Here is a 12,379-nt window from a genome sequence, read left to right on the forward strand (position 1 = left end):
CTATTCGAAGCTGTCATACTCGATTATTTCATCTACGATGACTTTCGAGTCGACCATTATTCRATATGCTCCTTTTTGTCCTTCTTCAATTTTCAATTGAATTTGTTGCTTTTTGTTTTCGGTGAGTACATATTCCTCTACTGGTTCTGTCAGTGAGTGTGTTTGATCTTGCAGATAAATTCGTACGATCTGCTCAGTGCCCGGATCATCTGGTTCATATGGGATTTCTACTGTTGTCACAAACGTTTTAATTTGTTTGGCGGCAGGACCTTTTGATAAAACGATTTCAATCGAACTGCCTAGTTCAAGTTTTGTGCCTGCAACTGGATTTTGTGAAATGACAAATCCTTCCGGTACATCTTCAGAATACTCTTCTTTAATGATGCGAATATCAAACCCGGATGATCGAGCATAGTCATTCAACGTTTTCTCGTTGTATTGTCTTCTCAAATCAATCACACTTTGCAACTCCGGTCCTTTACTCACAGTGAAAACAAGATCGGTCTCATCCGGAATGACTTCGGAGAACTCAGATGGACTTTGAGAGATAATGCGCCCCTCAGGCTCATCCGAGAATACTTCGTCTGCTTTGATGGACTTGAATTTTTGCGAAGCCAGTAATTCTTTCACTACGTTGTATTCACGTCCGGCATAGTCTGCAAGCGTCACTGACTCTTTCCCACTTGAAATAATGAATTCAATTTCAGTTGCTTCTTCCCGGATTTTTCCTGCTTGTGGGATTGTCCGAATAACTTGGCCTTCCTCAACTTCTTCCGACGATTCCTGTTTTTCATTTCCTGCAATGAATCCAACTTCTTCCACCTTATCGATTGCTTCACTTAATGGCAAATTCGCTACGTCCGGAACTTCGATTTTTTTGGGACCAAATATCCCTGGAAATGCCACAACAATTACTAAACCTGCAAGCAATAAAAATGCAAGAATGCCCACTATCCATGGCCATTTTTTCTTCTTCTTTTTTTCTTCCACAACGGGAGGTACTACCACCGGTTCTTTTTTAAGATGTTTTGTCTTTGCTAATGAATCGTAACTAGCATCTTTGATGACCGGCATTGCTTTTGTAGCCCCATCATCATCTAAAGGAATCTCAAAAGCTTTCTCATTTGCGCGCTCTTCCGATAAAACATTTTGCAAATCTCGCTGCATTTCTTCTACATTCTGATAACGGTTACGTGGATCTTTCGCCGTCGCTTTCATGACAACATTTTCAAGGCTTTGTGGAATGCTTGGTACTGCTGCCCGAACCGATGGTGTATCGGTTTGTAAATGTTTCAACGCAATGGATACCGCTGACTCTCCTGAAAAAGGAAGCTTGCCGATAAGTAATTCATACAACACAATTCCAAGCGCATAAATATCCGATTTTTTTGTTGCTGTACCACCACGAGCTTGTTCAGGTGATAAATAATGGACAGTGCCTAACACGGAATTGGTCTGGGTAAATGAAGTTGCACTCAAAGCCATCGCAATTCCAAAGTCCGTGATTTTAACATGATGGGTACCATCCATCAAAATATTTTGGGGCTTGATATCACGATGAATGATTTGATTTTGATGAGCATGTGCAATCGCAGACGTTAATTGCTTCATGATAGTTACAGCTTCATTCGGTGACAGAGGTGCTGCATCAGTAATATATTGTTTCAAGGTCTTCCCTTCAACAAATTCCATGACCAAATAGTGAATGTCCCCATCTTCACCTACATCGAAAATATTGACGATGTTCGGATGAGTCAAACTGGTAGCTGAAAGTGCTTCACGCTGGAATCTACGATGTAAATCATCTTCATTAGAGAAGTCGTATCGTAAGACTTTTATTGCGACATCCCGATCGAGAATCATGTCGTGTGCGAGGTAAACATTGGACATGCCCCCTCCACCGATCATTTCGAGAACTTTATATCGACCGCTGATTCTTTTGCCTAAGAGCACGACTACACCTCCTCTTTCGTATTTGTGATTAAAACGAGAGAGATGTTATCTTCTCCACCTTTTTCATTGGCAAGATTCACTAAACGGGATCCTTTTTCACCAACTGAAAGATTGGTCTTTAAAATATTCGTCATGTCATCCATTGATAATTTGTTACTTAATCCATCAGAACATAATAATAAGTAAGAATATGTAGGAATCTGAATTGAAATAAAGTCCGGCTCGATGCTTTTTTGCGTTCCTAATGATTTCGTAATCAAATTTTTCTTCGGATGACTTTCTGCTTCTTCTTCGCTGATTTCTCCACTTTCCACTAAGACATTAACAAAAGAATGGTCTCTTGTTAATTGCTTCATTTTCCCCTCATGCCATTCATAGGCCCGACTATCTCCGATATGACAAAGAATTTTTTCGGCATCTGTTAATATAACTGCCAGGAAAGTAGTACCCATCCCTTGGCAATCCTCGTGTCTTAGGGAATAATCAAAAATGCTACTATTGATTTTCTTTACGGCCTGTAAAAACCACTCTTTGATGGATTCCTCAGTAGAAAATTGATTCAAGGCAGCGCTTTCAAAACTTTCTCCGATTTTTGTGATAGCCATCTCACTTGCGATATCACCAGCATTGTGTCCGCCCATGCCATCAGCAATGACGCCTAAACGGACAAAATCCGATCGCACGAAAACTGCCGCGCGATCTTCATTCACCGATCTTTTTTTACCAATATCACTTAATACCGTGTATTTCATCAATGGTCACTCCGTTTCTTGTTGATGCTTCTCGCAAGAAGTAGTCTGCAAGCTGCATCAATATCAGAGCCGTGTTCACGACGGTTTGTAACTGAAAGTCCGTTGGTGCATACGATTCATACTATAAAAATATGTTGGTATGCATCACTTTACTTCTTTATTTCACTTCTTTTGAAGATAACTCTTTTTTCCGAAAAGCGGCAACAAAGAAACCATCGCTATTGAAATCCTGAGGGAAAATATGAATCATACCATTGCTGGTCAGGTGATGATAGGCTTCTGGTAATACATTCAGTTCATCCAGCATCATGTCTGTATGGTTTGCAAGAAATTCTTGAACAGTTCCATTATTTTCAACCTCATCAATGGTACATGTACTGTAGACGATCAGTCCGTTTGGTTTGATTAACTTGTACGCTTCATCAAGTAATCGAATCTGGATATTATGCAATGAAGCAAAATCTTCCTGCTTCTTTGTATACTTAATATCGGGTTTTCGACGGATGACACCCAAGCCACTGCACGGAGCATCGACAAGTATTCGGTCAAACGATTGTTCTTCATATTCATTTGTCAGTTCACGGCTGTCCCATGTACGGGTTTCAACGTTTTCAAAACCTAGTCTTGTAGCTTGATCGGCTATAAGTTTTACTTTATGTGGATGCAAATCCACAGATACCAGAGATCCTTGACCGTTCAACTTTTCAGCGATATGCATTGATTTTCCACCAGGAGCCGCACACATATCCAAAACTCTTTGCCCTGGTTCAATCTGAAGTGCATAAGTAGGGATCATGGAACTTTCATCTTGAATTGAAACAGCACCATATTGATAAGCTTTCGTTTTGGCAACTTGCCCTTTTTCAATGTGCAAGCATTCAGGTATCACTTCGCTTTGGTGTGCTACAATTCCTTCGTCAAGCAACATATCAATTGCCTCATCCACTGAAATGCGTGTGGTGTTGACGCGAACGGTATGTGCAGGAGGAATATTGTTTTCAAAAGCCATTGTCTCAGCTTGTTCGAAACCAAATTGTTTCACCCATCGTTCAATGAGCCATAATGGATGACTTGCTTCAATTGATAGTCGTTCAATTGGATCCGCAATATCCTCAGTCGAGCGAACTCCTTGTCGTAGAATGCCTCTTAAAATGCCATTAACCAATCCAGCTGTCCCTTTGTGACTGCGTTTCTTGGCAATTTCAACAGCTTCATTGACAGCAGCATGATTCGGAATTCGGTCCAAATAATGAATTTGATAAAGTGAAAGTCTTAATAACTGGCGAACCCAATCATCCAGCTTTCCTTTGATGAACGGTTGTAGATAGTAATCAAGCGTCATCTTGTGTTGCAGCGTACCATAAGTAATTTCCGTTAATAACCCACGGTCTTTTGGTTCAATATCATATTTTTCTATGGTCTGATGAAGTAACAAATTACTGTACGCTTGATTTTTTTCAATTGCCATCAAGATTGATAATGCGGCATCGCGTACATTTCCGTTCCACATTCTATAACTTTTTGAGCTCATTCAAACTGATCCCCAATCTGTAATTTAGAACCAGTGCCTCGTAGAAATTCTTCTGCAGACATTTTTTTCTTTCCTGCTGGTTGTAATTCGGTAATTTCAAAAGCTAGTTTATCGCCTGTTTGCACAATCACTCGATCAACTTTCAATTCAACGACTGTACCTACAGGTTGCGAGTAAGTTTGTTGACTCGGTTGACCCCACCATATTTTCACGTTTTCCTGTTTCAACGTGGTATAGGCAACTGGCCAAGGATTAAGACCACGTACCAAATTATAAATGTCCTGTGCCGACTGTTTCCAATCAATTCGTTCTTGTTCTCTTGAAATATTGCGGGCAAATGTCACAAGGCTTTCATCCTGAACCAATCTTGCATTTGAGCCATTAATAATGGTCGGTAATGTTTCTTTTAACAAGTCACGTCCAACGACACTCAATTTTTCAAAAAGAACTCCTGTTGTATCGGATTGTTCAATCGGTATCGATTTTTGTGAAATAATATCACCAGCGTCCAATTTTTGCGCCATATACATGATGGTCACACCTGTTTCTGTCTGACCATCAATCACAGCTTGATGTATCGGAGCACCCCCACGATATGCAGGAAGCAAAGAAGCATGTACATTCAGACAGCCATATTTAGGTGCTTCCAGAATTTCTTTAGGAAGTAACTGACCAAACGCAGCCGTTACCACAATATCCGGTTGTAAAGAAAGAATTTCATCTAGTTGTGGTGAACCTTTTAGTTTTTCAGGCTGAATGACAGGTAATCCAAGACGTAACGCTTCTTTTTTAACAGGAGTTGGTGTCAATACTTTTTTACGCCCTACAGGACGGTCTGGCTGAGTTACAACAGCTAAAATGGAATAGCCTTCTTCATGTAGCATGGTTAAAATCGGTACTGAGAACTCTGGAGTCCCCATAAATACTAAAGAGGTCAAATCAATTCCTCCTCAGTTTCAAGCTCAGATGGATCGACGACGCGAATTATTTTCGAATCAAACAATACGCCATCCAAATGATCGATTTCATGTAGAATGGCTCTTGCTTCATAATCTTCAGCCTCGAGTTCATACCACGTGCCGTCTCTTTCCTGTGCTTTTATCTGTACGAAATATGGACGTTCAACTTCGCCATAAAGTTCTGGGAAACTGAGGCAACCTTCCACTTCTATGGCTTCCCCTTCCGTATCAACTACCAAAGGATTGATCATCTCAATGATGTCTTCCCCTTCTCCTAAGTCTACAATTGCAACGCGAAGCAACTCTCCCACTTGTGGCGCTGCTATTCCTATGCCATCTGACTCAAGCATGGTCTCATACATATCGTCAAGTAAAGTTGCAAGTTTCTGATCGAACTCTGTCACTTCTTTTGTTGGAGTTGTTAATATTTCATTTGGATGTAATACGATTTTTCGAATCGTCAAAGATTATTCCTCATTTCATTTCCGCTCACATGATGGATGAAGGGTTTAAGTCAATGGACATTAAAATCCCTTTTTTTATCCAGTCCGTCCGGTAAATACGCGTTAATTGCTGCAATACTTCCGGGAGCGTCGGTTCTTTTTTGTATTTTATCAAACATTGATAGCGATATCTATTTTGCAAACGACTAATAGACGATGCCGTCGGGCCAATAATTTCAGATTGCGGAGATAAATTGTCACGGAGCCAGTTTGCTGTTTTATGTGCATATTCCGCAGTCATCAAAACATCTTCATGCGTGATTTGAATCAGCACGACATATGTGAATGGAGGATATAAAAATTGTTTCCGGTTCATCATTTCCTGATTGTAAAATGGGACAAAGTCGTGCTGTTGTGCGAATTGAATAGCATAGTGTTCGGGGGTGTAGGTTTGCACAATGACTTCCCCTGCTTTATCATGCCTTCCGGCTCTTCCACTGACTTGGGTTAATAATTGGAACGTTTTTTCGGCAGCTCTGAAATCCGCTAAATGAAGCGTTGTATCTGCTGACAAGACCCCTACTAATGTGATATTTGGGAAATCAAGACCTTTGGCAATCATTTGCGTGCCAAGCAGTATATCGGCTTTTCCTTCTCCGAACAGATTCAGAATGTGTTCATGTGATCCTTTTTTCCGAGTGGTATCCACATCCATACGCAGTACCCTTGCCGTTGGAAACAATCGGGCAATTTCTTCTTCTACTTTTTGAGTACCTGTTCCAAAGAATCGGATATGCTCACTGCTGCATTCTGGACAAGTAGTAGGCACTTGGGACTCTTCACCACAATAGTGACATTTAATCTTTTCCTGATGGCGATGATAGGTCATGGAAATATCGCAGTTTGGACATTCCACCACGGTACCACAATCCCGACAGAGAACAAATGACGAGTGACCACGACGATTCAGGAACAACACCATCTGTTCCTGCTTGTCCAGTCTCACATTGATCGCTTCTGCCAGTTCCAGAGAAAACATGGAGCGGTTGCCGTTTTTCAATTGCTCTCGCATATCGACGACAGACACTTCAGGTAATGCCTGTTCTTTTGGTCTGTTGGCCAACGTCAACAAGGCATAATTCCCTTTTTTGGCACGTGCAAATGACTCAAGTGACGGCGTGGCACTTCCTAAAATAACTGGACAGTTGTGATATTCACTTCGCCAGATTGCAACATCTCGTGCATGATAACGAGGTGAATCGTCCTGCTTATAAGTTCCTTCATGTTCCTCGTCCAAAATGATGATGCCAACATTTTGAAATGGAGCAAATATGGCTGAACGGGCACCCACGACCACTTTTACTTCGCCGCGTTTGATTTTTCGCCATTCATCGTATTTTTCCCCAGTCGATAATCCACTATGCAATACAGCCACAAGTGAACCAAAACGTTCTTTAAAGCGATTGGTCATTTGTGGCGTAAGTGAAATCTCAGGTACCAGAACGATGGCTTCTTTATCGTCCATCAATGAACGCTCAATCGCCTGTAAATAGACTTCTGTCTTGCCACTGCCCGTAATGCCATGAAGAAGAAAAGTTCTAGCATCCTGTTCGTCATATGAATGGATGATTTCACTCAGTGCGAGGTGTTGTTCATTTGTTAAAGCGAGTTTTGTTGTTACATCTATCGTTCTGTCCGCATACGGATCCCGGTAGATTTCTTCCATTTGCATTGATGCTGCGCCTTTTTCTAAAACCGCTTGTAAGACCGCATTTGTCGTACTGAGACGTTTCAATAAATCTGCTGAGACAATTCGTTCTCCTGCGTGATCCATCATCCATTTGACAACATCTTTTTGCTTCTTGGCTTGGTTGGAAATGCTGTCATAAATCAGGTTCAAACGTTCCATATCAGATTCGATATGAATCATTCTTACTTTTTTTACGGCAGTTTTTTGTTTGACCGATGTTTCCAGTGCCAAAATGTCTTCCTTCACCAATTTTTTGATGAGTGCAAGCAATTCTTTCGGTTCATCTACTTTTAACTCTACTTGGTCTTTTTGCTGAAACAAGGCTTGTACACTTTGCGGAAGCTCCGCATGATGATCAACAATGCGCACTATCTTTTCATACTTCGCACGTAACGCCGAAGGCAACATGACTTGAAGGGCATCAATTTCGTAACATAAAGTATGTCGTTTCAACCATTTTGTCATTTCGAGCATTTCCTGCGTCAATATCGGTTCAATATCGAGCAGTTCACCAATCGGTTTTTGTTTTTCCGCAGGGACATCCGTGTCACTTTTTAATGCCGTCACAAATCCAAGAACTTGCCGATTGCCAAAAGGAACTTTAACCCGACTGCCACTTTCAATCAGGTCTTGAAACTTTTCAGGGACCACGTAATCAAATGGTCGATCAATGGGATAAGCCGCTACGTCAACAATGACTTCAGCGTACATAATGTAAATCTTTCTCACGGGCCAAAACGGTCTCGAACAATTTATTAGCCAATTGTTTTTTCGTCATATTGTCAAAATGCTGGACATAATTTTCTTTGCCAATCAGCACAACAGTATTGGTGTCTGTCCCAAAACCGCTATCCTCTTTTGTAACATCATTAGCTACAATATAATCCGCATTTTTCTTTGAAAGTTTTCCTTGTGCATACATCTCGACATCGTTTGTTTCAGCAGCGAAACCGATCAACAATTGATGCGTTTTCTTTTGCCCAAGTGTCATGAGGATATCGGTAGTGCGTTCAAGTTCTAAGGTAGAGTCACCAGCTTGTTTCTTCATTTTTTGCCCAAATACAAACTTTGGACGATAATCTGCGACAGCTGCCGTTTTCACGACAATATCAGCATCATCAAAATGCTGTAACACGGCTTGCAGCATTTCTTCTGCACTTTCCACATTCTCAACAGTTACCCCTGAAGGAATTGGCAATGAAACAGGACCAGAGACAAGAACCGTTTCCGCTCCAAGTTTTGTCGCTGCTTCAGCCAGCGCATAGCCCATTTTCCCTGAGGAAAAGTTAGTCAAAAATCGTACTGGATCTATTCGCTCACGTGTTGGACCTGCAGTAATCACAACTTTTTTGCCTATCAACGGCAATTCTTTCGGCTGAAAAAATGCGTCGACCAATGCCACGATTTTTTCTGGTTCTTCCAATCTTCCTTTTCCTACATACCCACAAGCCAAAAAACCTTCTGACGGTTCAATGAATTCATAACCATCTGCTGCTAGAGTGGAAATATTTCGTTTCACTGCGGGGTGATCGTACATATGTACATTCATAGCTGGTGCAATCCAAACCTTGGCGGTGGTAGCTAACAGGGTCGTCGTCAGCATATCGTCACCAAGTCCATTGGCAAGTTTGCCGATGACGTTCGCTGTTGCAGGTGCCACGATAACTAAATCTGCCCAATCTGCCAGGTTGATATGTGCGATGACATTTGAATCTTTTTCATCAAATGTATCTGTATAAACATCATTACGAGACATTACTTGAAAGCTCAGTGGCTGCACAAACTTTGTGGCAGATTCGGTCATGATGACTTTGACATCCGCTCCTGCTTGCGACAATTTACTAACAAGGGCAACAGCTTTATAAACTGCAATACCACCAGCTACGCACAATAAGATTTTTTTGTTTGCTAGCATGAACAATCTTCCTTTCTCAAACAACAAACTCCCAAAGCATCTGACTGTCTTAGGGAGTTTTTTGGGTAAATACTATTTTTTAAATTTCGTCTTCGTAAATAGTTGCTTCGTCTTGAACTTCTTTTGTTAAAGCGCCTGATGCCACTTCTTCCAATGCTCTGCCTACATACTTCAAGGACACATACGACTCAAGACGCTCTCCGCCTTCTTCTTGTAATTGGCGAGCACGTTTTGAAGCCAAACTCACTAGTGAGTATTTTGAATCGATTTTGCTTTTTAATGAATCAACTGATGGATATAACATTAATATTCCCCTTCCAGCATAGCTAGGTATCTTTTTTCAACGCGTTCCCGACGGCAATGTTCGGCAGTGACAATGGCATTTACACGATCGCAAGCCAATTGCACTTCGTCATTTTCGACGACATAATCGTACAAGTTCATCATTTCAAGTTCTTGTCGTGCTGCTAAAATTCGTGAAGCAATCACATCTTCTGTTTCTGTTCCACGACCTACCAGACGTTGTTGCAGTTCCGTTAAACTTGGTGGAGCCAGGAAAATAAATAAGCCGTCTGGTACTTTATCGCGAACTTGCGATGCACCTTGCACTTCAATTTCCAGAAATACATCCCGACCGGCATCCAATGTCTCGTTTACATAATCTAACGGAGTTCCATAATAGTTCCCAACATAAGAAGCGTATTCTAATAAACGGCCTTCTCCGATTAGTTGTTCAAAATCCTCGTGGGATTTAAAAAAATAATCGACACCATCGACTTCGCCTTCACGCGGCTTTCTTGTCGTCATTGAAATCGAATATTCATAATTTGTGTCAGGCTGTGAAAACAATTCTTTTCGCACAGTACCTTTCCCGACACCTGATGGCCCTGAAAGGACGATTAATAATCCACGTTCTTTTCGCATTCAATCCCTCTTTTTATCTATTCGGCTTGATCTATCACACGTGTCACCATGGTTTCAGCATGGACTGCAGATAAAACCACATGTTCACTATCCATAACAAATATCGCGCGGGTTTTTTTACCATAAGTTGCGTCAATCAAAAACCCTTTGTCCCTTGCCTCTTGAACGAGACGCTTAATCGGCGCAGATTCAGGCTGCAAGATGGAGATGATTCGTTCAACTGCGACCACACTACCGTTTCCGATATTAATAAACTTAAGAGTTGGCACAGTCGTTCCTCCTAAAGAGCTTCAACTTTCTTTGTTACACACTTAGGCAATTATATCACATTTCCCTTGTAAAATGATAAGATAGAGCAAAACGTTTTGAAAGAGGAATACTTATGGCATTTGATGGCTTATTTACAAAAGCAATGACGCACGAACTTCAACAATTGGTATCCGGAAGAATTTCGAAAATACACCAACCTAACTCACAAGAAATTGTGTTGCATATCCGTGCGGCCGGAAAAAACAGCCGCTTACTTATTTCCATCCACCCTTCCTACTCACGCATTCATGTTACGAATGAAGCGATTGATAACCCTTCAGAACCACCAATGTTTTGCATGTTATTACGAAAACATCTGGAAGGTGGATTCATTTCATCCATTTCCCAACTTGAAATGGATCGCGTGATTATTTTGCGTGTAGAAAGTAAAAATGAAATTGGGGACGACATGGTACGGGAACTCCATATCGAAATCATGGGCCGACACAGCAATGTCATTTTGGTGGATCCTGAACGAAATCTAATTTTGGACAGTTTAAAACATCTATCGCCTTCTGTGAACAGCTATAGAACGATTTTGCCAGGTCAACCACATATCGCACCACCGAAACAAGATAAAGTGAACCCATATGAAGTGGACGAATCATTGTTGAACGAATTGCTGGATACAGACGATGTTTCCAAAGCCGTTCTGTCTCAGCTTGCTGGCTTTTCTCCACTGCAGGCAAAAGAACTCGCTTATCGTCTAGCTGACAGCAACGAATCCAAATATGAAGTGTATCGCAAATTCCTCGATGAATTTGATAATGCTCAACCTAAAGGTACGTATGTGGAAAGTGGCAATAAAGCCATTTTCTCAAGTGTTGATCTTTCACACATCGAAGGCAACCAAGTACACTATGATTCGCTTGGTTTATTGCTAGATAAAGTGTACTTTGCACGCGCAGAACGTGATCGAGTAAAACAGCAAGCAGGCGATTTGGAACGCTGGTTGCAAAATGAACTCGACAAGTTGAAATTAAAAATGAAGAAACTCGCGAAAGAAAAATCAAACGCAGAAAAACTGGAAACGTTCCAACTCCATGGCGAACTTTTGATGGCCAACCTCTATACGCTCGAAAAAGGAATGACCGAAGCTCAAGTGATAAATTATTACGATGAAGAGAATGCCGTCATCACCATCCCATTGAGCCTTAGAAAAACGCCGGTTGAAAATGCACAAAGTTTTTTCACAAAATACAACAAAGCCAAAACCGCTTTATTGAAAACGCAACAACAAATGGATAAAACCAAAGACGATATCGATTATTTGGAAATGCTGCAACAACAAGTCATGCAAGCATCTCCACAGGATATTGAAGAGATTCGCGAAGAACTTGCCGAACAAGGCTGGATGAAAGCCCGCATTTCGAAAAAGAAAAAGAAAGTCGTGAAACCAACACCTGAAAATTTCGTATCCTCTACAGGATTGCCAATTTCGGTAGGAAAAAATAACAAGCAAAATGATTATTTAACATTTAAAATCGCTAATAAATCACAAACTTGGTTCCATACAAAAGATATTCCTGGATCCCATGTCGTCATTCATGACAATGAACCGGATGAAACATCGATTTTGGAAGCAGCGGGACTGGCAGCATATTTCAGTAAAGCACGTGACTCTTCTTCCGTGCCGGTGGATTATACAGAAGTACGCCATGTAAAAAAACCGAATGGCTCAAAACCCGGATTCGTTATTTATTTTGAACAAAAGACGGTTTTTGTGACACCAAGTGAAGATTTAGTGAGGAACCTTCGAAAATAAGATACACGAAAGCCATCCAACAAATTGTTGGATGGCTTTTTCTGATAACTTTTAAAAGCAAAAAACACCATTCTATAG

Annotated in this window: 11 protein-coding genes; 1 reads left to right on the top strand and 10 read right to left on the bottom strand. The window is 41.0% G+C overall.

Translation table 11 applies throughout. The features are described from left to right. From pknB to AC1DSL_RS02235, 10 genes are all read right to left on the bottom strand, one after another. Positions 1-1,953 (bottom strand): Stk1 family PASTA domain-containing Ser/Thr kinase, encoded by a 1,953-nt coding sequence (gene pknB, locus AC1DSL_RS02190; RefSeq protein ID WP_477531028.1) that lies wholly within the window; start codon positions 1,951-1,953, stop codon positions 1-3. A 2-nt stretch (positions 1,954-1,955) separates the two neighbouring features. Continuing rightward, complete coding sequence (locus AC1DSL_RS02195) at positions 1,956-2,705, bottom strand: Stp1/IreP family PP2C-type Ser/Thr phosphatase (RefSeq protein WP_016427732.1); 750 nt, start codon at positions 2,703-2,705, stop codon at positions 1,956-1,958. Between the two features lie 157 nt (positions 2,706-2,862). Beyond that, the gene (gene rsmB, locus AC1DSL_RS02200; protein WP_016427733.1) at positions 2,863-4,236 is read right to left on the bottom strand and encodes a 16S rRNA (cytosine(967)-C(5))-methyltransferase RsmB; all 1,374 of its coding nucleotides are present in this window, start codon (positions 4,234-4,236) and stop codon (positions 2,863-2,865) included. Then, positions 4,233-5,174 (bottom strand): methionyl-tRNA formyltransferase, encoded by a 942-nt coding sequence (gene fmt / locus AC1DSL_RS02205; RefSeq protein ID WP_016427734.1) that lies wholly within the window; start codon positions 5,172-5,174, stop codon positions 4,233-4,235. The genes rsmB and fmt overlap by 4 nt, the downstream gene beginning before the upstream one ends. Next, entirely contained in the window at positions 5,171-5,659 is a 489-nt protein-coding gene (gene def, locus AC1DSL_RS02210; RefSeq protein ID WP_477531029.1) for a peptide deformylase, read from the bottom strand. The genes fmt and def overlap by 4 nt, the downstream gene beginning before the upstream one ends. A gap of 25 nt (positions 5,660-5,684) precedes the next feature. Next, a complete protein-coding gene (gene priA / locus AC1DSL_RS02215) occupies positions 5,685-8,099 on the bottom strand; it encodes a primosomal protein N' (protein WP_477531030.1) in 2,415 nt (804 codons plus the stop codon). Next, a complete protein-coding gene (coaBC, locus tag AC1DSL_RS02220; protein ID WP_016427737.1) occupies positions 8,089-9,303 on the bottom strand; it encodes a bifunctional phosphopantothenoylcysteine decarboxylase/phosphopantothenate--cysteine ligase CoaBC in 1,215 nt (404 codons plus the stop codon). Before coaBC ends, priA begins: the two co-directional genes overlap by 11 nt. A gap of 79 nt (positions 9,304-9,382) precedes the next feature. Continuing rightward, the gene (gene rpoZ / locus AC1DSL_RS02225; protein WP_016427738.1) at positions 9,383-9,607 is read right to left on the bottom strand and encodes a DNA-directed RNA polymerase subunit omega; all 225 of its coding nucleotides are present in this window, start codon (positions 9,605-9,607) and stop codon (positions 9,383-9,385) included. After that, the gene (gene gmk / locus AC1DSL_RS02230; RefSeq protein WP_016427739.1) at positions 9,607-10,227 is read right to left on the bottom strand and encodes a guanylate kinase; all 621 of its coding nucleotides are present in this window, start codon (positions 10,225-10,227) and stop codon (positions 9,607-9,609) included. Before gmk ends, rpoZ begins: the two co-directional genes overlap by 1 nt. Before the next feature lie 17 nt (positions 10,228-10,244). Then, on the bottom strand, positions 10,245-10,496 hold the full coding sequence (locus AC1DSL_RS02235; protein ID WP_016427740.1) for a DUF370 domain-containing protein: 252 nt from the start codon (positions 10,494-10,496) through the stop codon (positions 10,245-10,247). Positions 10,497-10,609: 113 nt separating this feature from the next. Here AC1DSL_RS02235 and AC1DSL_RS02240 point away from each other — a divergent pair, with 113 nt between their 5' ends. Continuing rightward, a complete protein-coding gene (locus AC1DSL_RS02240; protein ID WP_477531031.1) occupies positions 10,610-12,301 on the top strand; it encodes an Rqc2 family fibronectin-binding protein in 1,692 nt (563 codons plus the stop codon). Positions 12,302-12,379 lie beyond the last annotated feature (78 nt).

The sequence above is a fragment of the Paenisporosarcina sp. P4_D4 genome, assembly GCF_056401835.1.

Coding starts and splice junctions, on each gene's coding strand:
- AC1DSL_RS02195 (WP_016427732.1), bottom strand. CDS start 2,705: ATGAAATACACGGTATTAAGTGATATTGGTAAAAAAAGATCGGTGAAT.
- rsmB (WP_016427733.1), bottom strand. CDS start 4,236: ATGAGCTCAAAAAGTTATAGAATGTGGAACGGAAATGTACGCGATGCC.
- priA (WP_477531030.1), bottom strand. CDS start 8,099: ATGTACGCTGAAGTCATTGTTGACGTAGCGGCTTATCCCATTGATCGA.
- coaBC (WP_016427737.1), bottom strand. CDS start 9,303: ATGCTAGCAAACAAAAAAATCTTATTGTGCGTAGCTGGTGGTATTGCA.
- rpoZ (WP_016427738.1), bottom strand. CDS start 9,607: ATGTTATATCCATCAGTTGATTCATTAAAAAGCAAAATCGATTCAAAA.
- gmk (WP_016427739.1), bottom strand. CDS start 10,227: ATGCGAAAAGAACGTGGATTATTAATCGTCCTTTCAGGGCCATCAGGT.
- AC1DSL_RS02240 (WP_477531031.1), top strand. CDS start 10,610: ATGGCATTTGATGGCTTATTTACAAAAGCAATGACGCACGAACTTCAA.